The sequence below is a fragment of the Sulfurifustis variabilis genome (assembly GCF_002355415.1).
Taxonomy (GTDB): Bacteria; Pseudomonadota; Gammaproteobacteria; order Acidiferrobacterales; family Sulfurifustaceae; genus Sulfurifustis; species Sulfurifustis variabilis.
Genome location: NZ_AP014936.1, coordinates 1,480,617 through 1,504,578 on the forward strand (window position 1 = coordinate 1,480,617; position 23,962 = coordinate 1,504,578).

Here is a 23,962-nt window from a genome sequence, read left to right on the forward strand (position 1 = left end):
CGTTGTTCTTAACCCCCTCTAACTAATCGGATTGCAGCGGGCCTCTACCGGGCCCTAGCGGGACCGCGTCATCCTAGGCGGTCGATAGGTGAGCGTCAAATAGACGCTGTCATTCGTGGCCGCATCCCCAAGCCTTTCATACATTTGCCGCGCGCGGCGGTAACTCGCTTCGAGGTCCAGGTCGCGGTTTACGCGATAGCGTAGTCGTGGTGCGATCTGGTAATAGTCCCGGTCGACTCCGGCCGGATCGCCGCTGAGGGAGCTGGTTCGAGAGGCATCCACTCCGAGGATTGCCCAGAGCCGGGAAGCCAGAAGCTGGTGCTCATAAAAGAGGCTGGCTTGGTCGAATTCCACCTCGGTCCCGCTCCCACTGGGCCTGACGTCTCGGCTCAACTTCCCTGAGAGACGGGAGCGCTTGAACTGCCGTTCAGCATCGGCCTGGAAAAAGACGCCCGACTCTGATGCATCGACGAGACCGGTCACGCAGACGAGCACCGTTTGGCCATCGAAATCGATGGTGTGGTACTCCGCGCACCCGACTCCCCGCGAGTTATTGCGCCAGCCGCCAATCGAAAGGCCTGTCCGGAAGACGGGTGTCAGCCGATGAGTCATCCCGGCATAAGCGGAACGAGTACGCGATTCAAACTCGTTATCAGGCACATCATACTGAGAGGCAGCCACGGTAAACGAAAAGGTCGTTCGAGGGCTCCATTGCTTGGAAAACACGACACTCGCAGACTCGGATCCGTAGTCGTTTAGAATGACTGGTCCGCCTTCTTCGTAAGTAACATGCGCCGCATTTAGCCGGAACTGAAGCTGAGTGGTCGCACTCATTGAGTAGATCCAGCCGGGGCCAACCGTCTCGGTCCAGCGAGTTCGCTGGAACCGAGGGAGGCCGGTGTCTGGATCGACTTCCTCGCTTGTCAAGAGGGATTCCTGCAGGCGCGATCCGTCTAGCTGCCAGTGTGACCGCGGTGCGCGGAATTGAGAAAAAAGGCGTATTTGATACTCGTCGCGATCAAATGCCTCCTCGTCGAACCAAGAGCTCTTCGCGCCAATGTTTGCATGAACGTCCCAAGTCGTTGACCGTACGCCGAGATTTACGCGCGCAGTCGCAGTTGTGCCGGAAATAGGATCGTGCGGCTGCGTAGTAAGCAGAACATTGTCATGGTGCTCGACACCAGCGCTCACCGTCGGCTCGATGTACCATTCGACGGCCAAGGCAGGGCCCGAGGAGAGCGCTACCCAAGTCAGTAAGGCCGCACGTAGCGTAAGTTGCGGCAGGAAACAGCCGCTTTCCGCGTGCGCCGGAGAGGGTGGGACCGAGCCTGGTCCACGGTAATCGAGGCCGGCTCTCCCGCGCCGGGCCAAAAATATCGAATGAGTCAGGGAACGACCACCACGTCGCCGCTATGCAGAATGATGTTCTGCTCGAGCTTGCGACCGCTCTCGACCTGGCCGTACTTGAAGGGAATCGCGGTCTCGACGCCGTTCTCACGGCGAAGCACCTTGATGCTGTTCGCTGCCGCAAACGGGTTGAGGCCGCCTGCCATGCTCAGTGCCTGAACGACGTCGACGGGCCGCACGGCGGTGAACTCGCCCGGGCGGTTGACCTGGCCCATGACGTAGATCTTGTATCCCTGCGCCTGCTTGACCGAAACCGAAACAGTCGGGTTCGAGACATATTCGCGAAGCTGCTCGGTCAGCTCGCCGCGAATATCGGAAACGGTCTTGCCGGCGACCTGCATGTCCCCGATAAGCGGAAAGGAGAGGCCTCCGTCCGGACGTACGATGACCTCTCGCTGCAAGTCTTTTTCCTTCCAAACGAAGATTTCGAGCAAATCACCGGGTTGAACCGTGTAGGCCGTGTTGCCGCTCTCGGTCCGCGTCTCGTTCTCGACGGCTCGCGAAGGGGGGTAGGCGCTGAGGAAAAAGAACGCGGTGAGGAGCGCGAACGCTCCGCGGATGTAGTTGGGTTTCGCCATGAAACAGATTTCTGCTCTTGGTATGAAGAAAAGGCCCGTAGGACTGCGTGGCATTCCAGCAGATGCCTCGCGGGCTGGTCAAGGCGCCGATCATTGCGTTCGAGCGATGAACGGTGGTGGAGTTTCTTCTTCTCCCCTTTAGCGAGGGCTGGGGGAGACGGAAGCATTCCCTAGTCATCGCCAACTGCTAGTCCAGTCAGCCAGGAACATCACGAACACCAGATTCGAAAGGGCATGAACGAGCACGAGCAGGGGAAGATCCCCTGTGCGTTGGTAAAGCCAGCCGTAGACGAGCGAAGGGAAGAACACCAAAATTCCCGTAAGCGGACCCTGTGCGAGCGCATGGACCACGGAAAAGGCGAGCGACGTCACCATGTTTGCGGCGAGCCCCGCCCCGATCGATGTTAGGAAATAGGCTCTGAAAAACCACTCTTCGGGTAAGCCCGCCATGAGTAGTGTCGAAACCGCAAATTCGGCGTGCATCGGTTGCCATAGAATCAAGGCAACACCGACAGAAACCAAAGCTGTCCAGCCAAGTACGTTGCGCTTGCCCGGAAAGACGGGGGGCCGCCATGATCTGTCGAGCAGTGGTAGGACGAGCATCAGCCCCACCAAGATGTAGGTTTGACCGCGAAAAGAAAAGGCGGCGCTACCGGCTAGGGTAGCGCCGCTGAGCCAGGGAAGGATACCGCGCTTCAGTGCAGCGATTGCCTCTGCATGCGCCGACGCACCCAGGCAAGCCACGCGATGAACCCGCCGATTAGCCACAGATCACCTCGTTCGAGCGGGCTTATCGGGGACTTGCTGAGCGTACAACCCATCGCGCCGCTTTCCAGTTTTGTTTTTGGAGCACTCTTCGGCGGGAGAATAGATGCTACGCAACTGCTCGCTGGTCCAAGGTTAAAGTTCGCGTTAAAGCCGCGGAATGGTCCATCCACCATAGCCACGCCGTTGTTGCCATCGCTATCGTTATCGGTAGATACGTAGTCGTAAATCGTGTCCGGATCCACTGTTAACCCGGCTGGGCCGGCCCACAGCGCTCCGCTCCATGGATCATTTTTCGCGCCATCCGGAGCGTGACTCCATGGTGTGCCAAGATTCCAGACGTTGACGACATCGATGTTGTCATTGCCGTTCCAGTCAAACAGCATGTGTGCGCCTATCTGTCCGGCTGCAACAGTCATCGTAAGATACCGGGAAGCTTCCGTCTGACCGTTTTCCGTATCAACCGGATTGTTGCAGGCAGTGACACCCGCTTCCAATTGTGTAGTTGTGCACGTCGTATCGAACGTGTAGGTACCCGGTCCTGCGAATAACCGTACGTGGTGGGCCGTCCAGGGGAAACCAAAAAATGGATGAGGTGCAGCGGAACGAAGGATATTCGTGGTGATACCCGAAGTACCGTTGGCAGCGGTATTCAGGAAGCCATTGTTGATACCGTTATTGATCCCATTTCCGAAATCGTACTCGATGTCGTTCGTGCCGCCGAACGGAATTCCTGCGGGCGTAAGCATCGTGAAGTTGCTTCCGAGTGGGACGACCACACTAGGATCAGCACAGGCGGCAGCGACTGGCGGTGCCTGCGTCGTAAAATTCCACGTGTGGGCCGAAGAAAGCGTTTGGCCTACCGCGTCTTGAATGGTGGTTCCCAGCGTCGCTGTATATTCAGTGCTGTAAGCAAGGTCCGTGTCAGGATTGAAAGTGAACGTAGTATCCGTGGTACCCGTCGAAGGTGTCACCACTCCTGGGACCGCCATGCCTGTTCCGGTCTCGACCAAACTGAATCCACTGGCCACAGTGCTTGCGTCCATGGCGGCCGTGAACGTGGCAGTTATGGAGGCACCAACAGGTACGTTTGTTTCGTTGCCGGGCGGATTCGTCGCTTGAACTCCGGGTGGCGCGCATACACCGTCAACGCATGTCACCGTAATGCTGGCAATGTCGAAGTTAGCGTTATAGTTCGGGAACGGCGAGGTCTGCATCGGGCTACCGCCGACGCCAAGATCACACTGCCAGCCAACCTGAGCCGGCTTCGTGCCTGCCACCATGTCGGCGGGGCAGGCCGTTTGATAGCCCGGCGTCGTCGGGTCGCCGTCGTAGTCGGTTACGAAAGCATTGTCGGCGATGAGTGGCAGCACCCCGCTTGGGTTTGTCCCAAGCGTCGTTCCCGGCACGGTGGTCGTGTTCCACGTAGTCGTGGAAACCGGGAGCAAACCCATGGGGTAAGCGCCTTGCGCTAAGCCTTCACTCGCAGCATACGTCCCAACTCCCGTAATAGTCTGATTCACGGAGAGCGTGCTGCCATCGGTTGGCATGACACCAAACAGGCCGGCACCGTCTAGGACGATGGAGACAGGAATGCCGTTATTCCCGTTCCAGTTAAACAACATGTTGGCGAGGATCAGGGTTCCGTCCACCACACCCGGATTCGTATTCGGGTCGCCGTCGCCGATTGCCTGTAAGCTGATCGATTGTGCGATTGCTGAACCACCATTGAAAAAGTAAAAGGGCACGACAGTACCGGAACCCTGCCCGGTTGCCGTGTCGAAAGTCATCGTCCCGGTAATGTTTGTCCGACTGCCAGCCCAAGAATTCCCGCTGTAGTCGGTATTCACCAAGGCATTTCCTTGGGCAGTCAGCATGGTGAAGTAACCGGTCCAGCTGAAGGTGTACTGCGTAGAATGAGCAGCTTGTGGCAGCCCGGCGGCGCCCAGCGCGAGTGCGACCGCGGCCGCAATCGTTTTCTTCTCCGTCTTCGGAGTTTGCCTGATATTCATACTCTCAACCCTCCCGTACTTCTCGCCCATGTCCGGCATTCAGAATTTGGCTCCATACGCTACACCGATGGAAGTCTGTTCCATCGCAATCGAAGCGTTGGCTCCCTGTGTGACCGGGTAACCCGGTGGCGGGAATGCAGTTGGGCCCTTGATTGTGTTCTTGAAAGCGTGCATCAAGTGGAAGCTGATTTCGCTTTCTTTGCCCAAGGCAAGCGTCGCACCGAGCGTCGCATGTTTCTCGGTTGTCGCTGGTGCCAGCATGTTGAACAGCACTTGGTCATCGGGAATCGGCGCCTTCCCGTAGTTGTACCCCGCGCGAAAAGTCAGCCCAGGCGTGTACTTGTAATCGATACCGATTTTGTAGACTGTTTGGTTCTCCCAGCCGAAACCAAGTCCCTTAGGGCCCCCAAGCAGGCACGGTGTGGGATCGGTGCCGGGAGGGCAAAGGGGAAAGAAGTTGCTCGGATCGCTCGCGAGAGGTCCCGGGTTGCCGATAGACGGAACCTCGCTCCAGAAGATCCGCTCCACGTCGAAAGCAACCGTGCTTTTGTGCGTCAGCTTGTAGGCGAGACCGACTGTAAAATTCTCAGGTATGTCGAACTCGCCCCTGTTTGCGAAAAGCCCTTCGTACCGATTGAAACGTTGCATGTTCACTTTCGGCGACCAATTGAGGCCGAGATTTAACCGCTTGTCGAGAAAAGTCCCGAACCACCCCAGACGGTAACCCAAGCCAAAGCCCCAGTCATATCCTTGGTTTGTTAGACCTTCGGAGCTCGACGAGAAGCCGAGATCTACGAATGCCTCAAGACCGAAAGAGCGAAATGTTTGAGCGGCGACGACTACGCCGAGGCCGACGCTGTGGTTGTCATTGATCCTGTAAGCGATGCTCGGAAGGAACTGCATCTGCATCAGGAACACGCCCACTCGGTCCTCTGATTTCGTACCGCCCAACGGATCGAAGAAAGTGCCATCCGTCTGCTTGTAATCGGTTCCAAGGCCGGCACCGATTAGGGCGTACCCAATTGCAACTACACCTCCGGAATCCGAGAGGACGCTGCCCAATGCGGGAACGGGGAAAAGGTCGTAACGACTGCGTTCATCCGTTGGAAGCAAAGCGCTGTCGTGAGCGACCGCGCGCGGCGGGTTAAGCAGCTCGAGCGTCACGTCGAAACGCGCGTCAATCTGAGTCATCAGCGCCGGGTTATACGCCACCGCCATCGCATCCTGGGGGTAGGCCACGCCTGCTCCACCCATTCCCGTTGCCTTCGCGCCATACCCGATACCGAACATGCCGTTCGTTGCATACGTGTTGGCCGGCAATGACAGGGCGAGTCCGATCGCGAAGCCGAGAAGCCGGCTGGCAGCTTTTTTCATTTACTTCGCCTCCAAGAATCTACTTCTGCTTTCTTTGAAATGCGACCGACCTCGGGCTAGGAGGCAGGGGACTCGCTTGCCAAGTTAGTTTTCCGATCGTTGCGGTGAATGACTCGTCGCTGCAGCGCGTGAAGTAGTAATTTTTTGCGTGCGCTTCGATATTGCGCGCGCGAAAAACTAAAAGTCAAGCGCGCAGATCGACGGAGCAAGTCGCATGCGATGTAGAGCAAAGCAAAATGGAAGAAGTGTAAAAGTTATCGACAAGTCACTTTGAAACGCATAGGCGGATCTGGTTTTCACCGTTGACCTTCGTTTAGCGAGCGCATTAAGTTGTTCAAATGTGAAGATCCAGAAGCGCAGCCGTGCGAAACGATATTGCAGCTCGAAAGGCAAAAGCCTTCGCTCTAGCAAGCGCAGGCCGGTTTGCCGATGCACTACTGGCCTATCAAGACCTATGCGTCCAGGCACGAGACGATGCGGAGGTCTGGTATCTTTGTGGTGCCGTGTACGAGCAACTCGGCCGAAGAAGCGAGGCTATCGCTGCTATGCGGGAGGCGCTGGCCTTGGTTCCGCAGCAGGTTGAGTGGCGAAATCACCTCGGCAGCCTATTGGAGTTGGGTGAGGATCTCGCAGCAGCAGAGAATTGTTATCGGCAAGTTCTTGCGTATCAGCCGAACCATCCGGCTGCCCGCTATAATCTCGGCAATGTGCTAAACAAGCGTAATCTTTACCCCGAGGCGCTTGAGAACCTGCTCAAGTCTTTCGAGACTTTCCCCAACGATCCCCGTGTGAACCTTGCCCTTGGAATAGCGCTAAAGGCGGTAGGAAGGCTTACCGAAGCAATTTGTGCCCTAAGGCATGCGGTGGCGCTGAGCCCCCGCTACGCAGATGCGCACAACCTGCTTGGATTCGCGCTACAGGCGGTGGGAGACCGGAGGTCAGCGATCGCTTGCTATGAAGTAGCACTCCGAATGGATCCGAACCACTCGGATGCGGCTAACAATCTCGCTGTCATGCTGCTGGCCGAGGGAAAACGCGACCAAGCTGTCGTCCATGCTCAACGAGCCGTTCAGTTGAGGCCTGAAAAAGCGGGTTATTACTGCACGCTTGGTGTCGTCTGTCATGCGCTCGGCGAGAGGCAGAAGGCGATCGACGCTTACCGGACGGCATTGCAGCTGAATCCAAGACTGACCGAGCCACGCTTCTTTCTGGCCGCCTATGGTGAAGAGGAAGCGCCAAAGCGAGCGCCGGCAGATTACGTCCGAAATCTGTTCGATGATTATGCCGACATTTTTGATAAGACGTTGGTCGACCGGCTTGGCTATCGAATTCCGGAGTTGCTAGGTACGGCGGTACGTCGTGCAGTAGGGAATGCGGCGACTCCTCTCGATGTCATTGACCTTGGCTGCGGAACTGGACTTTGCGGAAAAGTGCTTCGTGGTATTGCTCGATATCTCGTGGGAGTTGATCTTTCGCCTAAAATGATCAACAAGGCGAGGGAACTCAACGTCTACGATGAACTGCTAATCGGCGATCTGCTGGAACCAATATCAATATCGGTTCGAAGTTATGACCTGATTGTCTCGGCCGATGTCTTTGTTTACATCGGCGACCTGTCGCGGGTGTTTTCCGCGTGTCGACGCACTTTGCGGTCCGGTGGACTGTTAGCATTCTCGACCGAAACAGACGAGAGCGCTGACCGCTTCGTTCTTCGGTCTACGGGCCGGTATGCTCATGCACCCGCATATATCAATCAACTGGCCGAGGAACACGAGCTCGAGTTTGTTGTGCGTGAATCGGTGGTCGTGCGCACGGAGGCAGGCACGCCGGTTGCCGGAGAGCTTGTCGTCCTGCGACGGCAATGAAAACGCTGGAATCAGCGGGTTCTATTTTAGGGGCCAAGTCCCGGGCTTTTGCGCTCGCGACTGCCGGTCGGTTTGCCGAGGCATTACCCATTTATCTCGAATTGTCGGCAGAGTTGCCCGACGACGCAGACGTTTGGTACCTGCGCGGAGCCGTGCACGAGCGGCTCGGTCAATCACGCGAAGCTGTCGCAGCCGTGCGCAAAGCTGTTGACCTCCAGCCGCAACAAGCCGACTGGGTCAACCATCTCGGAACGCTGCTCGAGTCTGGAAAGGATTTCGCAGGGGCAGAGGAATGCTATCGCAAAGTCCTTCTAATGAACCCTGATCATTGTCTCGGCCGCTACAATCTTGGAAACGTCCTAAATAAGCGTGCCGAGTACAACGAGGCGATAACCCACCTACGGCAAGCCTTGCAGTATTTCCCGAGCGAACCTCGCGTGCATTATGGCCTAGGCTTGGCGAGGTACCGTTTGGGCAACCGCGGAGAAGCGATTTCACTGCTGCAGAAAGCTATTGCGCTCGATCCGCGCTACGCTGACGCCCACAACGTGCTCGGTATGGCACTACAGGATGCCGGTGACAGCTACGGTGCGATCGCTTGCTACGAAGCTGCGCTCCGTGCCGATCCGCGTCACGTATACGCGACTAACAATCTTGGCGGTGCGCTCATGGCGCAAGGGCGGGTGCAGGAGGCACGGAATTATTTCCGACAGGCAATGGATATTAAGCCGGACTGGCCCGTGCCCGAGTCGAATTTGATATTTTCGATGAATTACGATGTCGCTGATAAAGCGGCCGTGTTCGAAGCGCATCGAGCGTGGGGTAGGTCGCATGCACCAGGGCGGCAGGCGCCGGTGTTCCGTAATATTGCGGATCCGGATCGACGACTGCGTGTCGGCTATGTGTCGCCAGATTTTCGAACGCACTCAGTCATGTTTTTCGTGCTCGGGTGGCTCAGGAACTTGGACCGAAATGAATTTGAAGTGTACTGCTACTCTAACGTAGCGAAGCCGGATACAACCACGGAGCAGCTGAAGCGCGCCGGCGTGGTATGGCGAGACATACATAACGTGCCGGACCAGATTGCCGATGAAATTATTCGCGACGACCAAATCGATATTCTCGTCGATCTAGCCGGTCACAGTGCTGACAATCGGCTGTTGCTCTTCTCGGGGCGGCCGGCTCCGGTTCAAATGACGTGGCTTGGGTATCCGAACACCACAGGTATGAGTGCGATGGACTACCGTGTTACGGACTCGTGGGCGGATCCTGAAGGCCTCACGGAGGATTTGCACACGGAACAGCTGATACGGATGCCGCACGGATTTTTGTGCTATACGCCAATTCCGGACGCACCCGTTGTCTCTTCGTCACCGTTTCAGGATAGAGGATTCATATCATTCGGTTCGTTCAATAGCCTTCCCAAGTTGACGAAATCCGTCGTGAAGACTTGGTCGAGTATCCTACAGGAGGTGCCGGCGTCGCGTTTAGTTCTTAAGAGCACCGGTCTGAACGAAAGGCTGACACGAACTCGCATTAGCGAGCAATTTCAAGCTCACGGCATTGCGCCGGATCGCATCGTCGCTCTACCGGCAGCGGCTAAAGTCCGAGACCACCTGGGGCTATATGCCGACATAGATATCGCTCTCGACACGTACCCCTATAACGGAACGACTACGACTTGCGAAGCGTTATGGATGGGCATCCCTGTTGTTGCGCTTGCTGGCACGTCACACGTAGCGCGCGTGGGCGTGAGTTTGCTTAATCAAGTCGGGCTTACGGAACTTATCGCTCAGGATGAGGAGTCTTACGTGCAGCGTGCGGTTGAACTTGCCGGAGACGCAGCCCGACTTTCCGACTTACGAAGCTCGCTACGCGAGAGAATAGCACGTAGTCCGCTTTGCGATTCGATTGCCTTTGCTCGAACGCTCGAAAACGTCTATCGGGATGTATGGCGGCAGTGGTGTGCCAAGTGAAGGCCATTTAACTCGAGTATTATCCCGCTTACGCTAGCGGTCGTACCCGAATTCGTGCAAGTAAGGCGCCAATTTCTCCACATAGGGCTCAATTTGCGCTCGGTAATTCCTCCAGCGCCCAATCGCGCGGTTATAAAGCGGTTCGGCGACATCCTGGTAGCTCGGTGTTCCGATATATCGTTGTTGTGCTCGCCGATGAAACGTGGCTAGTGTTGTCGACCATGACAGATCGAGAAAATTGAAAATGTTCTTCGTCGTACTTTCAAAGTCCTCTACTAGATCCTCGTAGCGGTATTCGTGATAGCGTATCGGCAACACGTGACGGTAGTGGAGCCATAATTCCATCACTTGGCAATAAAAAGTCGTTGTTAGGTCCATTGTCAGGAAATTAAGCATGGCCGGATTAAGCGTGAAGCCTTGCATGAAACTGCTCAAACATACGTCGCGAGGGTCGCGGATAGCCACCAAGATCGAGGCATCGGGGAAAAGGCGATAGATGAACCCCAAATCGACTATGTTGAGAGGAAATTTGTCCAATAAGCGACTCTCGGTTGACAGCCCACCGACAATTTCTTTTGCGCGTCGCCAATACTCGTTGCGAAGCATTACGACATCGGTAACTGACAATTGGATGAGGTTTTGGGGGAATGGTGGAGACGAGGGGCCCAGTAACTGAGGCAGTTCCCCAATTATTTGCTGAATCAGCGGCCGTTCTTCCAGGGACACGACGTCCGGGTGCTGATTCAGTATCTGCTCCATGACCGTCGTACCAGAGCGTGGGAATCCAACGAAGAAAATAGGCGGTCGCCTCATATGTTCCTGAACACCCGGTGAGCAAGCGCAATGGTCCACTCTCTGTGAGACGAAGAACTCGGCATTGCTCGTTATCCGCTTCTTATACAGGTCTCGATCCAACGGCATACTGCTGGCTAGGCGCGACCAGGCATCTTTCCCGGCGGAGAAAGCATCGAACGCCTCGGGATACCGAGACTGTCGGTCGAGCACATGTCCGAGTTCTATTGCAGCAGTCGCGACCAGCGAGGGATGGGCGGTAGGTACAAGGAGTTTCCGTAATAGGTCTTCGGCCTTGTGAAAATTTCTCGCTCGTTTCTCTAGCTTTGCGAGAAGTAATAAGGCTCCAGCATGATTAGCGTTAAACGAAAGTGCTGCGCTGGCGGCATTTCGGGCCTCAGGCAACTTGTGCCGCATCTCGTAGAGCATGCCTAAGTTCGAAAGACAGTCAGCGTGATCAGGCTGGATTGCGATGCAAGATTTGTAGTGATGTTCGGCGTCGTTTAGGTGACCCTCGGTCGCCAGTATGCCTGCAAGAAAGTAGTGTGCAGCTGCTAATTGCGGCTGTTCTGCGAGCGCCGTGTAATAGTGCCGTTTTGCCTCAGTAGGTCGCTTTTGCAGCAGGATATTGCCCATCAACAGATGCAATTGTGGGTTCAACGGGTCTGCAGCTATAGCTTTTTCTATCCAATGTTCGGCGCTCTGCAAATCTCCTTGCCTGGCGCAAGCCAACCCCAGGATGTGGAGAATGCCTGAATCACAGGGCGCGCGCGAAATCGCTTCTAGGCACACACTCCTCGCGTCTGCGAGTCGATTAGATGTCAGCAGATCGCGTGCCTTCTGCTTCAATCGGTCAAGGTCGCCCATGAGTCACATGTTGTTTACGAACACTCTAAAGTCGGCCTGTAGATTGCTCTTTGAGGGGCCAATCAGTGTCTACAAGCATGCAGAGGTGGATTGCACGCTAAGGGTGGTTGCGTGGTCGCCCTCAAACGCCTTTGAACTATTCTCACCGCGTCATGCTGGGCGTCCGCAACTATTCGTTAGACCAGGGCCGGGATCCAGTTAGCTCGTGGCATAGTCTAGCTATCTGGTGATTGCTGCCGTCTTGGCTAGTCAGGGCGCTCCAGGGCGTTAACTAAGGGGCCGATATGCCGTTCGTAATGTCGCCATCGGGCTACCGACTTTCGGTAAAGCGGTCGCCGAACCTGATCGTAGCTCGGGGTCGTGACAGCTCGCCTCGAATTATGAAAGTGAAGGCAAGTGTCGCTCCAGTCGAGACCAACGAACTCGATTAGCTTTCGAATCGTCGGCTCCGGATCGCTCACAAGCGATTCATAGTTCACTTCAAGAAAGGGAATGCGTAAGGACGCCTTCCAGTGTTCCATCAAGCGCCTGTACTGCTTGTAGTAGAGGCCAAGGTGCTCCAGGTTATGCGAGTAAGCGTGGTGTCGGTTGAAGTGCAGGAAGTAAATCGATAGGCAAGTATCCAGCGGATCTCGAGTGCAGTGAATGACACGCGCTTGGGGAAACAACAAGTCGATCAGTCCCAACAGTGTGAAGTTGTGCGGCATCTTGTCGGTGACGCGAGCTTTTCCATTCGCCACGCTCCCAAGTCGCACTAAGTGTTGTTGGGCGATGACATCAAGTGTCTTGCGGTCAATTATGTCGAGGCAACCCGGATAAGGCGCTTTCGTTCGCAGTTTCTCGGGAAGCGACGCGGCGATCCGGTGCAAGTCAGGGAGCTCGCCGGCGCCGTGCACAAGAGGATGGCTCGCCAGAATCTGTTCAACGAGACTGGTGCCGGAGCGCGGCATGCCTACGATAAAAACGGGGAGTCGTGATTGATTAGAGGCGCGCGGTCTCTTTTGTTGCCTGTGCTCCCTAAAGGCATCAATTATTTGGTCGAAGAGATGACCGTTGGTGACAGGGTCGAATGGACTAGGATCCAAGGCATTCGCCTGGTAGTAGTGATGAAACGCCTTATCATAGTCTTTGATTTCATCGTAGAGCTTGCCGAGCGCATAGTGAATGTCCATCCTTGCCCGCAATGGCAACTTATCGTTCACGCGCAAGGTTCGCTCTAGCCTCGTCACAGCACTCTCGCGTTCACCGATATGACCGGCAAGAAAAGCATAAGCGAGTGCGACGTTTTCGTTCGAAGAGTTGCTCTCGAGCAAGGGATGCAGAACCGATCGGGCCGCTTGAAAATCGCCCTTATGCTCCAATACGCGTACTAGCCAGGCGCGCGCGTCATCATGTGTCGGATCGAGGTCCAGAGCGCGCTCAAGGCTGACCTGAGCGTTATCCAGTTCACCAAGTTGCCTCAAACATTGCCCATAATGGAAATGCGCCGTCGCTGAACTTGGCGCGAGTGACACAGCTGTACCGAAGAGTTCCTTGGCGGCAAGAAGATCATCGCGGCCGTTATCGCGCACACGTAAGACATTGCCGAGCATGACGTACGGCTCGGGGGTGTTTGGCGCGGCTGCCAGAGCGCGTCTGCAGAATCCCTCAGCCTCATCATAGCGTTCGAGTTGAATAAGGACCCTTGCAGTGGCGAGTTGCGCGTCGGGGTCGACGGGCCTGAGTCGGGCGTACCGCTCGAAAGACGTGACCGCTTGCTCGAGTCGGTTGTTCTTAATATGAAGCAAAGCCATGTCCTTATGGGCTTCGGCATAGTCCGGTTTGAGATCGATAGCCTGCTCAAAGCAACGCGCCGCTTCGTCAGAGCGGTTTTCTTGTAGCATGCAAAGACCCAAGTTGTAATGAGCTTCCGCCAACCGTCGGTTGAGGCGGATTGCGTCGGAAAATGCGATGCTTGCTTCCGCCGTCCGTCCGAGGCTTCTCAGCACTAACCCCAGTGTGTTATGCGTGCTCGCAATCGACGGATCGAGCCGCGCGGCGCTCTCGGCACAATGCAGCGCCTCTTCGTTTCTGCCCTCCTTCCACAAGGCACCGGCTAGGTTGGCGTGCGCCGGGGCGAAATCCGGTTGAATGCGCAGAACTTCGCGGTAGCTCGTGATCGATTCCGCATGTCGGCCTAACGCCTGAAGCGCGACGCCAATGTTGTAATGTGCGGCGGCGTGTCCTGGTTGGAGGGCGACTACTTTCTGGCAGCTCTCGATGACTTGTCGGAATTCTCCGCCTGCTGCTTGGATTCCGGCCATGAGAAACCACACCTCGGCGTCGGCAGGGACGATCTGGCAGAGCGCGGCGCAGGAATGCCTCGCTTCAGTGGTTCGATTCGCCTTAAGCAGCGCGAGTATCTGCTGTTTGGTTGTCTGCACAAGCACGTAGATTATCCTTCTGTCTTTGCAAAAATGGAGCTACGGCCTGCTGTTCGGCCGTAACAACCTTTTTTACTCTATCGCCTAGGTGTCAAGCCCGCTAGACACCTAGCGATCAGGTTTCTCAACAGATCGATGACTGCCCGCGGGCAGCCGAGCCGGACAGAGATCGTTCCCATCCTTGCGTCCTCTGCGGTGAACTGTGAGTAATGAAACCTCACTTTACCAGCCTTACCCCGCCGTGTTACGCGGTGCCGGTCCGGGCAGGGATGTGGCATTTTGACCCCGCCTCGACCTGACGGCACTTGCCATATCGTCCGGCCGACTCTTCGCGACTGAAACTCGCAGGTTGTTTCACATGTGGCGCGCGGACGTCGGCACTAGCGTTCCCTGGAATCAGAAACCGACTCTCGATTTTGCAGCGTCATCAAGCGATCAGGTCGAGTTTCTTTACACATTTAGTTCAAAAAGCGAGCTATTCATCGAATAGTTGCCGCGCTTTACCCCTACTTTCATAGCTTTGCCAGGCTATAGCAGTGAACAAGCAACTGTCGGTCACCTTTACAGACGTCGCATTTTCGTCCGGCAGGAATAGCTTAAGTCATTGACGAATCAAGGCTGGCATGTCGATTGCGCTATGGAAGCGACTCTGAATGGGAACACTGCCCATTTGGATCACCAGGCAGTCCAACGAAATTTTGGAGGAGGATTGATGAAGCTCCAACCGACGTTCAAGAAAAAGGCACTGGCTGCAGCATTGACGGCTGCGGTTGGAACTGGTGCCGCGCTTCCGGGAACGGCCTCGGCAGATATTATTACGTTTGACTGGTCCGGCTATTTCACCATGCTGACGGCCCAGGGCAATACGCTGGTGAACACCGACTATGCTGGAAACAGCTGGGGCGGCAATCGGACAGACATCAGCGGCACCATGACTTTCGACACGGTGACCGGCCAAGGTTCAGGCACTGTGGTTCCGTTCTACTTCTTCAATGGCGGCTCTGCCATTGCCGAGTCGATCACCATGCAGGCAATCGGCGACGGCGACCCGAACACCAATCCCGGCATGCTGGACGGAACGCTGATTCTCGGAAACATGCTGTTCAACTGGAACGGCAACAATGGTATTCCAGTTTCCATCGTACTGGACGGCGCTGGTATGTTCGGCACGATGATGGGCGGTCCGCTCACGGTGGGGCAGACGATCTCCGGTGTGGGGACGTACGGCGCCAGCGAGGGCGTGTCTCAAGGCACTTACTCCATGGGCTTGCTCCCGGTTTCCACGACTACGTGGAACACGACCACCGTGCCGGGAACGACGCTTGGGACAAACCCAAGCGGGGTGCTGCCACTCATCGCCGACAATGCTTTCGTAACCGACTACGACGGCGACCCGACGACGCCGGGCTATCAAACGGCCTGCCCCGCCGACATGGTGGCAGGCACGAAGCCGGCTCAGGTTGGCTGGCAGTGTGATCTTGGCGTCGGCGGTAGCCCGATGCAGACCTCGCCGTTCCCGAACTATAACGCCAATTTCGATATCGCGAGCCTGACTGTGACCAGCATCACTCCGGTCCCGGTGCCGGCTGCCGTCTGGCTGTTCGGGTCGGGTCTGCTCGGCTTGGTCGGCATCGCCCGTCGTCGCAAGGGCTCGGCTGCTGCATAAGCAGTAGGCGACTCGGATAGACGGGGTGGCGCGATGCCACCCCGTCCTTCCTTTGGACATGAATGCACCCCAGCGAGTGATAGCGTTCATGGTTCCAGGCGTTCCAACCGCTAGAAACGGAAAGCACGGCGAGAAGGAGCACCGCAAGTGCGCAGGTTGGGAACGAAATAAGAAATACAACCTTGAGGACGGATAAATGGCCCAAGTCACCCGTACCCGGTTGCTCCGCCCGATGATTGGATTTGGATCCGTCAGGAGGATCGGCGTCTTCGTGACGCGATCGTCGATCGTTATTGCGGTACTCGGCTGCTTCCTGTTTTCCGCGTTGATTACCGTGAGTGCGCCCTCCATGGCGACCACGCCCGATGGCGAGACGCCGGCGAACGAAGGCGTGTGCGACGTCGTGAAGGGTGGAACGCCGGGGCTGTATGGCCTGTGCGTGGCGTACTGCGAGGCGCAGGACCTGGATATCGTCGGCGACAAGGAGGCCCCGAGCAACAAGATCCTGGCGAACTATCGCAAGAAGATGCAGGCGGGCGATCCGGACATGCCGTGCGTAAAGGTGCCGTGCCCGTGCTGGACAGAGGCGGAGCTCGCGAACATATCCCAAAGCGGCGGCGCGCTCTCCTGCGGGAGCACCTCGACAACCGCGATTATCCGGAACAGCTCGCCCATTCAGTTCGCGAGCGTGGACACGAGTTTGAACAACTGCCGGTACACCGATACGTCCGCCTCACCGCGGATTTCCCGGCGATTCGACGGCATCGATCCAGCGGCCGCGCAGTCCTGCTACACGCAGATTCAACAAGCCTGCGGGGCATTGGGTCTGTAAAACAGCCAAGCGTTGAATGAGCTCAACAAAATAACAGGCGAGCGTTGGAGGAGAGGCTATGCGGAGAATGCTAAGGACAAGCGCGAAGGCCGCTCTCGGCCTTCTCGCACTGCTCGGGGCGGCGACCGCACAGGCGGCGCTGGTCAATTTCAGCATCACGGGCTACGTCGACGGTTCCGAGGGTCCGTTCGGGCTTGACGTCGGCGATGCGATCACGGCCAGCGGTACGTTCGATGACAGCGCGATCGGAATGGCGCCTTACACGGTGTACTTCGATGCAGCCCACAGCGGCAACTCGATGACGATCGTCGCGGGTTCGCTCTCGTTGAACAACACGCAGGACGACTACTTCGCGGTCGGCGGGTCGCCGCGGCTCGAGTTCGACAGCATGGGCGACCTGGTGGGCGTCAATTTCTACGCGGCCCTGCCGGATAACAGCGGCTTCGATTCCGGAGCGTTGGCATTCATCGTGAACGACGCCGATTTCTATTTCGCCACGGGCTACTGGGACGCCGGCAGCTTCACGGTGACGCCTGTCCCGATCCCGGCGGCAGTGTGGCTGCTGAGCTCGGGGCTTTTGAGTCTTGCCGGGTTCGCGCGTCGCCGCCAGCGCGCGGCCTGAACGCAAAGTTACGACACAACGATTACGACGAACACGACAACGATATCGAAACAGTAGGCGAGCAGTAGAAGAACGACAGGAAGGCAAGGAGGAGGTCCTCGACAAGAGGACAGCGGGATCGTTCGCGCGCGCGTCCGGCATCGAGAAGCTGGACACGATAAAAAAATCGCTCGCGCATCTTCCCGCTTCGCGCACCGCCACGTAGAGTAATATCGTTATTTTCTAATGTGGGGTGTGGGAGATGAAAAGAAGAATCGGGGTAGGGATCGTCGCGGCGTGGCTGGCCGTGGTTGGAATGCAGAATGCGTCGGCGTATTCGCTGGCGCACCAGAACGTGAACGAGCTGCCGGCGCTGGTCGTGGTGAACGACGGCAAGGACAGGAACGACGACGTGACGCTCCGCTACAACGTGGGCGGGAAGAACTACAAGAGCGCCAACGGGAAGAGCGGCAAGCATCGCAAGGACGGCAAGCACCAGACGCAGTACCTCTTCGGTTACTTCGACGCGGGCGAGTTCAGCGCGTTGACGGGCAAGAAGGGGAAGGTGAGCTTCGCGGACGGATCGGCCGTCGATTTCGCGATCGCGGAGAAGGGATCGGACGGTATTTTCGGGACGGGTGACGACGTGTATTACCGTCTCTCGGACGCCGAGGACTACGCGGATCTGTACTTCCGCAGGCCCGTCGGCAACGGCAAGTGGAGCGCGTCGGTCTTCGAGGACGATTACTTCGGAAAGCTGATGATCGCCTGGGACACCGACCTCGACGGCAAAACGGATCTGAGAGTGCACCTGCGGACGCGCGGGCGCTACGACGGAATGGCGGTGACGGCCGTTCCGCTTCCGGCCGCCGGGCTGCTCTTCGCTTCGGGGCTGGCCGGGCTGGCGATGCTGCGGCGGCGCAGAAGCCGGACGAGGACAGCGGAGGTGTCGGAGCGGATCGGCACCTGAGGGCATGAGGAGAGAGAAGCGCGGGTGCGGCGACGTGTGCCGCCGGCCCGTGGAAGGTTCGGCAGGGTGTGACAGGGGCCTGGCAGCCGAGCGGGTTTCACGACAACAGACAACAAGCAGGAGGATCTCAAGATGCGGTTTAAAAGTGTGATGGCGGCCGCTTGCGTCGCGATGACGGGGAGCGCCTTTGCGGCGACCGACACGGCGGAGACAAGCAGCCCGGCAACGGCCGCTATCGCGGAACCGGCCGCGGCAATCCAGCCGGACAAGCTCGTGCTGATGTCCGCCCAGTGGGCCAAGGCGGCGTGCGACGCCTGGAACCAGGACCCGGTGCTGACGCAGGGCCTGGTCGACTCGGAGTGGGTCGATAACGACGGCGAGCGCGGCTTCAAGGTCCTGCAGATCTATCGCAAGGACTGCAAGGATGCCCCGCGCGTCGAGATGCGCATCGCGAAACGCGACGGCAAGGCCGTGTGCGTGTACGGCGGCCGCGTCGAGACCGCGGAGCTCATCAAGAAGTCGGACTACGTGATGTTCGCGGACACCACGCGCTGGCAGGAGATGGGCCGCGGCGAGTACGGCCCGATGCGCGCGATGATGTTCGGCCGGCTCGGCTTCGAAGGTCCGAAGCTCGAGGCGATGGGCAACATGGGGCCTTTCGAGAACTTCCTCCTCCTGACCGGCAAGGTCCCGGGCGAGACGCAGGAGTGCCCGAAGTAGTGTCTTGAGCCGTCGGGGGCTTCGGCCCCCGGCGGTTCGAGGTTTTTCCTCCGTTCGGTGTTAATCGGGCCGACCGTAACAGGTCGGCCTTTTTTTTATTCAATGCGCGTTGCGTGAGAACCAGCGGGGGACGTATCTATATATATGATACGGGTCGTTCCCCGGCCGCGGTCGCCCTTATCTTTTCCTTTTGTTTTCAACGTGCATTAAGAAAAGCTTAATAAGCTTGTTCTTACCAATGTCAGCGCCGCGGCGTGCGCAGTGGCTCGCCATCGCGGCGTCGCGCAGCATGTTCCACGCAGGAAGCGAGTGACGACGCCGTCTCGAGAGGAAAGCCATACGTTCAGGAGGCGCATCGCTCCGCGCGCAGGCAAACCGTGATTCCCGCTGTGCGACGCGCGCGAATGCGCGGACATTTCGGCCTTTTCGATTGAAGCCCGGCGGCGGGGTGGGTTATGTTCCGGGTGAACCCGCAGATCAAGGAGCCCGATGGCGAGCGAGCACACCGTCGCGTCTGCCGGGGTGCAGGCGTCGAGCCGCTTCACGGAGTACGACATCTACCTGCTCAAGCAGGGAAATCACGTGCGGCTCTACGAGAAGTTCGGCGCCCATCCGACCGTGCACGAGGGGACGGAAGGCGTGTACTTCGCCGTCTGGGCGCCCAACGCCGAGTCGGTCTCGGTGATGGGCGATTTCAACGGCTGGGACAAGGCGGCGCACCGGCTGCTGGCGCGCGGCGATCAGTCGGGCGTGTGGGAGGGCTTCGTGCCCGGCGTGCGCATCGGCGCCTTATATAAGTATCACGTCGCCTCGCGCTACCACGACTTCCGGGTCGACAAGGCCGACCCCTACGCGGTGCGGTTCGAGGCGCCGGGGCGCACGGCCTCGGTCGTCTGGTCGCTCGATTACGCGTGGGGCGACGCCGACTGGATGCGCTCGCGGCACGCGGCCAACGCGCGCAACGCGCCGACCTCCATCTACGAGATTCATCTCGGCTCCTGGCGGCGCAAGCCGGAGGAGGGCGACCGCTTTCTCACCTACCGGGAGCTCGCCGACTGGCTCCCGGACTACGTCGCCGAGACGGGCTACACGCACGTCGAGCTGCTGCCGGTCACCGAGCACCCGTTCTACGGCTCGTGGGGCTACCAGACGACCGGCTACTTCGCCCCCACCTCGCGCTACGGCACGCCGCAGGACTTCATGTATCTCGTCGACCGGCTGCACCAGCGCGGCATCGGCGTGATCCTCGACTGGGTGCCGTCGCACTTCCCTAGCGACGAGCACGGCCTCGCGTATTTCGACGGCACGCACCTCTACGAGCACGCCGACCCGCGGATGGGCTTCCACCCGGAATGGAACAGCTACATCTTCAACTACGGGCGCGCGGAGGTGCGGGCGTTCCTCACGAGCAGCGCCGTCTTCTGGCTGAACCAGTACCACATCGACGGGCTGCGGGTGGACGCGGTCGCCTCGATGCTCTATCTCGACTACGCGCGAAAGCACGGCGAGTGGATCCCGAACGCCTACGGCGGCAAGGAGAACCTGGACGCCATCGCCTTCCTGCGCCACCTCAACGAGGCTGCCTACCGCGAGCAGCCGGACATCCAGATGATCGCGGAGGAGTCGACCGCGTGGCCCATGGTGTCGCGGCCGCCCTATCTCGGGGGCCTCGGCTTCGGCATGAAATGGAACATGGGCTGGATGCACGACACGCTCGATTATTTCGCTCTCGACCCGGTGTACCGCAAGTTCCACCACGACCGGCTCACGTTCAGCATCTGGTACGCGTTCTCCGAAAACTACGTGCTGCCGCTCTCGCACGACGAGGTGGTGTACGGGAAGGGCTCGCTGATCGCCAAGATGCCGGGCGACGACTGGCGCAAGTTCGCGAACCTTCGCCTGCTCTTCGGCTACATGTACAGCCATCCGGGCAAGAAGCTCATGTTCATGGGCGGCGAGTTCGGGCAGTGGCGCGAATGGAGCCACGAATCGAGCCTCGACTGGCACCTGCTCGAGCAGCCGCTGCACGGCGGGCTGCGCCGCTGGGTGGGCGACCTCAACCGCGTGTACCGGCGCGAGCCTGCCCTGCACGCGCGCGACTTCGAGCAGGAGGGGTTCGCGTGGGTCGACGTGCACGACTGGGAGCAGTCGGTGGTGAGCTTCCTGCGCAAGGGGCGGGACGAGGAGGTGCTCGTCGTGTGCAACTTCACGCCGGTCCCGCGCGAGAACTACCGGGTCGGCGTGCCGCGCGACGGCTACTGGTACGAGCTGCTCAACAGCGACGCGGAAATCTACGGCGGCGCCGGGTTCGGGAACCTGGGCGGCGTGGAGGCGTCGCCGCTGCCGGCGCACGGCCACTATCACTCGGTCGCGCTCACGCTGCCGCCGCTCGGCATCGTGCTCCTGAAGCCGGCCTGAGCCGACGGCAACGAAGGGTGAAAGAGGCGGGTGCTTCTGTCATTGCGGGCGCAGCGAAGCAATCTCATGTCCGGCTACGGGGTCGGGCGAGATTGCTTCGTCGCTGCGCTCCTCGCATCGACAGCGTGTTCAAGGGTCACCCAGGGGAGCGCGAGTGCCGGTGACTCGGGGCGGGAAGCTCATGGGCGTGCCTGACGACGATCCCGACTTCGGCCGCCGGCGCGTGGTGATCGAGCACCTTGCCCCCGCGATCGACGGCGGCCGCTTCCCCATCAAGCGCGTGATCGGCGAGCCGGTGGTCGTCGAGCTCGACGCCTACGCCGACGGCCACGACGCGATCGCCTGCGTGCTGCGCTACCGGAAGGACGGCAACGCCATCTGGAGCGAGATGCCGATGAAGCCCGCCGGCAACGACCGCTGGCGGGGGACGTTCACCGTGGACGAGATCGGCACCTACCGCTACACCGCCCAGGGATGGGTCGACGCGTTTCGGACCTGGCGGCACGACCTTGAAAAACGCGTGCTCGCCGGGCAGGACCTGGGCGTGCCCTTGCAGGTCGGCGCGCGGCTCGTGAGGGCGGCGGCCGGCCGCGCCAAGGGGGCGGACGCGGCGCTGCTCGCGCGCAGCGCGGAGCTCCTGGAGAAGGGCACGGACGACGCGGCGCGACAGGCGGCCGCGCTGGACAGGGAGCTCGCCGCGCTCATGGACCGCTATCCCGATCGCAGCCTCGCGACCGCGTGGGACCGCGAGCTCGGCGTGGTGGTCGACCGGGAGCGCGCGCGATTCTCGGCGTGGTACGAGTTCTTTCCGCGCTCGTGCACGGACGATCCCCGGCGCCACGGCCGGCTCAGGGACTGCGAGGCGCGGCTGAGGTACGCGGCGGAGATGGGATTCGACATCGTGTACCTTCCGCCGGTGCATCCCGTCGGGGAAACCTTCCGCAAGGGCAAGAACAACCGCGAGCAGGCGGAGGCGGGCGACGTAGGCAGCCCGTGGGCGATCGGCGCCGCGGCGGGCGGGCATCGTGCCGTGCATCCGGAGCTCGGCACCCTCGACGACTTCAAATGGTTCGTGGGCAGGGCGAAGGATCTCGGGCTCGAGGTCGCGCTGGACATCGCCTACCAGTGCTCGCCCGATCATCCCTACGTGAAGGAGCATCCGGAGTGGTTCCTGAAGCGTCCGGACGGGAGCATCCAGTACGCCGAGAACCCGCCGAAGAAGTACCAGGACATCTATCCGATCCACTTCGAGTCGGAAGCCTGGCCGGCGCTCTGGGAGGAGCTGACCGGCGTCGTGCTCTTCTGGATGGATCAGGGCGTGAGGATATTCCGGGTCGACAACCCGCACACCAAGCCGTTCGCCTTCTGGGAAAGCCTGATCGCGCGCGCGAAGGCGCGGGACCCGGAAGTGATCTTCCTGTCGGAGGCCTTTACCCGTCCCAAGGTGATGTACCGCCTCGCGAAGCTCGGCTTCACGCAGTCCTACACGTATTTCACCTGGCGCAACACCAAGTGGGACCTGACGCAATACTTCACGGAGCTCACGCGCACCGAGGTGGCGGAGTTCTTCCGGCCCAGCCTCTGGCCGAACACGCCCGATATCCTGAACGAGTACCTCCAGGTCGGCGGCCGGCCGGCGTTCATGGTGCGGCTGGCGCTGGCGGCGACGCTCGGAGCGAGCTACGGCATCTACGGGCCGGCGTTCGAGCTGATGGAGAACCGGCCGCGGGAGCCCGGCTCGGAGGAATACCTCGATTCCGAGAAGTACCAGATCCGCGTCTGGCCCGTGGACCGGCCGGACAGCCTGCGGGACTACATCGCGCGCGTGAACCGAGTGCGCCGCGAAAACCGGGCGCTGCAGGCGGACCGGCGGCTGCGGTTCCACTTCATCGACAACGACATGCTCATCGCGTACAGCAAGGCGACCGCGGACCTCGACAACGTGATCCTGGTGGTCGTGAACCTGGATCCGCACCACATGCAGTCGGGATGGGTGCACCTGCCGCTCGCCGACCTGGGGCTGGACGCGCACCAGCCGTACCAGGCGCACGATCTGCTTTCCGGCGCGCGCTACCTCTGGACGGGCGAACGCAACTTCGTCCAGCTCGACCCCCATTCGACACCGGCCCACATCTTCCGCCTCCGCAAGCGCGTGCGCTCCGAGCGGGATTTCGACTACTACATGTAATGATCGACCCGTCTCCCCCTCGCGGGAGAGGGCGGGGAGAAGGGGCAATGACGCGTAGCACGGTAGGCAAAGATCGCGGCAGCGATAACGGAAACTGGTGACGACGGGTTCCCTCTCCCCTTGCGGGAGAGGGAACGGAGCGAAGTTCAAGCGCCAGCAGCCAATTGGCCTTACATTGTGGATTTCGTCTGTTTTGAAGCACGGCTGGTGATCGAAGTCGATGGCGGTCGACACCTGAACAGCGACACGGACCGCACCCGGCACGGATGGTTTACGCAACAAGAATTCCGCGTTTTGCGTTTTTGGGACAACGAGGTTTTGAATGAGACGGCTGCGGTACTGGAGACGATTGCCGCGTTTCTTACCCCTCTCCCCCGGCCCCTTTGCTCGCCCCATCCGTGGGGCTCGCCCCTCCGGGGGCGCCCTGACGGGCAACCAAATTCGCTCCCGGCGAATTTGTCCCACAAGGGGAGAGGGGAGTAGGGCGTGAGGGATCTATCAGTAGCAG

The 23,962-nt window shown here is 59.2% G+C and carries 17 protein-coding genes; 10 read left to right on the forward strand and 7 right to left on the reverse strand.

The features are described from left to right. Nucleotides 1–54: 54 nt before the first annotated feature. The 5 genes from SVA_RS19410 to SVA_RS07240 all read right to left on the reverse strand — a co-directional run bounded on the left by SVA_RS19410 (nt 55) and on the right by SVA_RS07240 (nt 6,136). The gene (locus tag SVA_RS19410) at nt 55–1,221 is read right to left on the reverse strand and encodes a porin family protein (RefSeq protein ID WP_148665406.1); all 1,167 of its coding nucleotides are present in this window, start codon (nt 1,219–1,221) and stop codon (nt 55–57) included. 164 nt (nt 1,222–1,385) lie between these two features. Continuing rightward, complete coding sequence (locus tag SVA_RS07225) at nt 1,386–1,985, reverse strand: polysaccharide biosynthesis/export family protein (RefSeq protein WP_096460595.1); 600 nt, start codon at nt 1,983–1,985, stop codon at nt 1,386–1,388. A 174-nt stretch (nt 1,986–2,159) separates the two neighbouring features. Next, the gene (locus SVA_RS07230) at nt 2,160–2,588 is read right to left on the reverse strand and encodes a JDVT-CTERM system glutamic-type intramembrane protease (protein WP_169924005.1); all 429 of its coding nucleotides are present in this window, start codon (nt 2,586–2,588) and stop codon (nt 2,160–2,162) included. 92 nt (nt 2,589–2,680) lie between these two features. Beyond that, entirely contained in the window at nt 2,681–4,792 is a 2,112-nt protein-coding gene (locus SVA_RS07235) for an Ig-like domain-containing domain (RefSeq protein WP_169924006.1), read from the reverse strand. Between the two features lie 9 nt (nt 4,793–4,801). Beyond that, nucleotides 4,802–6,136, reverse strand: coding sequence for an OmpP1/FadL family transporter (locus SVA_RS07240; protein ID WP_096460598.1), 1,335 nt, complete (start codon nt 6,134–6,136; stop codon nt 4,802–4,804). 362 nt (nt 6,137–6,498) lie between these two features. Here SVA_RS07240 and SVA_RS07245 point away from each other — a divergent pair, with 362 nt between their 5' ends. Continuing rightward, nucleotides 6,499–8,001 (forward strand): tetratricopeptide repeat protein, encoded by a 1,503-nt coding sequence (locus SVA_RS07245; protein WP_096460599.1) that lies wholly within the window; start codon nt 6,499–6,501, stop codon nt 7,999–8,001. Next, nucleotides 7,998–9,977, forward strand: a complete 1,980-nt coding sequence (locus SVA_RS07250) for an O-linked N-acetylglucosamine transferase, SPINDLY family protein (protein WP_096460600.1) — start codon at nt 7,998–8,000, stop codon at nt 9,975–9,977. Before SVA_RS07245 ends, SVA_RS07250 begins: the two co-directional genes overlap by 4 nt. 33 nt (nt 9,978–10,010) lie before the next feature. Here SVA_RS07250 and SVA_RS07255 read toward each other — a convergent pair whose 3' ends face one another. After that, nucleotides 10,011–11,636 (reverse strand): tetratricopeptide repeat-containing sulfotransferase family protein, encoded by a 1,626-nt coding sequence (locus SVA_RS07255; RefSeq protein ID WP_096460601.1) that lies wholly within the window; start codon nt 11,634–11,636, stop codon nt 10,011–10,013. A gap of 245 nt (nt 11,637–11,881) precedes the next feature. Continuing rightward, nucleotides 11,882–14,065 (reverse strand): tetratricopeptide repeat-containing sulfotransferase family protein, encoded by a 2,184-nt coding sequence (locus tag SVA_RS07260; protein WP_096460602.1) that lies wholly within the window; start codon nt 14,063–14,065, stop codon nt 11,882–11,884. Between the two features lie 706 nt (nt 14,066–14,771). Between SVA_RS07260 and SVA_RS20015 the strand changes: the two genes are divergently transcribed. From SVA_RS20015 to SVA_RS20415, 8 genes are all read left to right on the forward strand, one after another. Next, the gene (locus SVA_RS20015; protein ID WP_096460603.1) at nt 14,772–15,725 is read left to right on the forward strand and encodes a VPLPA-CTERM sorting domain-containing protein; all 954 of its coding nucleotides are present in this window, start codon (nt 14,772–14,774) and stop codon (nt 15,723–15,725) included. Nucleotides 15,726–15,921: 196 nt separating this feature from the next. Next, the gene (locus SVA_RS07270) at nt 15,922–16,557 is read left to right on the forward strand and encodes a hypothetical protein (RefSeq protein WP_096460604.1); all 636 of its coding nucleotides are present in this window, start codon (nt 15,922–15,924) and stop codon (nt 16,555–16,557) included. Nucleotides 16,558–16,624: 67 nt separating this feature from the next. Beyond that, a complete protein-coding gene (locus SVA_RS07275) occupies nt 16,625–17,179 on the forward strand; it encodes a VPLPA-CTERM sorting domain-containing protein (protein WP_169924007.1) in 555 nt (184 codons plus the stop codon). 241 nt (nt 17,180–17,420) lie between these two features. Continuing rightward, on the forward strand, nt 17,421–18,128 hold the full coding sequence (locus SVA_RS07280; RefSeq protein WP_148665408.1) for a VPLPA-CTERM sorting domain-containing protein: 708 nt from the start codon (nt 17,421–17,423) through the stop codon (nt 18,126–18,128). Nucleotides 18,129–18,260: 132 nt separating this feature from the next. Continuing rightward, nucleotides 18,261–18,848, forward strand: coding sequence for an SCP2 sterol-binding domain-containing protein (locus SVA_RS07285; protein ID WP_197703411.1), 588 nt, complete (start codon nt 18,261–18,263; stop codon nt 18,846–18,848). Nucleotides 18,849–19,337: 489 nt separating this feature from the next. After that, nucleotides 19,338–21,266 carry a 1,4-alpha-glucan branching protein GlgB gene (gene glgB, locus SVA_RS07290; protein WP_096460607.1) on the forward strand — a complete coding sequence of 643 codons (1,929 nt, stop codon included), beginning with the start codon at nt 19,338–19,340 and terminating at the stop codon, nt 21,264–21,266. Between the two features lie 181 nt (nt 21,267–21,447). Continuing rightward, nucleotides 21,448–23,454 (forward strand): alpha-1,4-glucan--maltose-1-phosphate maltosyltransferase, encoded by a 2,007-nt coding sequence (locus SVA_RS07295; protein WP_096460608.1) that lies wholly within the window; start codon nt 21,448–21,450, stop codon nt 23,452–23,454. 207 nt (nt 23,455–23,661) lie between these two features. Further along, entirely contained in the window at nt 23,662–23,937 is a 276-nt protein-coding gene (locus SVA_RS20415; protein ID WP_420823879.1) for a DUF559 domain-containing protein, read from the forward strand. Nucleotides 23,938–23,962: the final 25 nt, after the last annotated feature.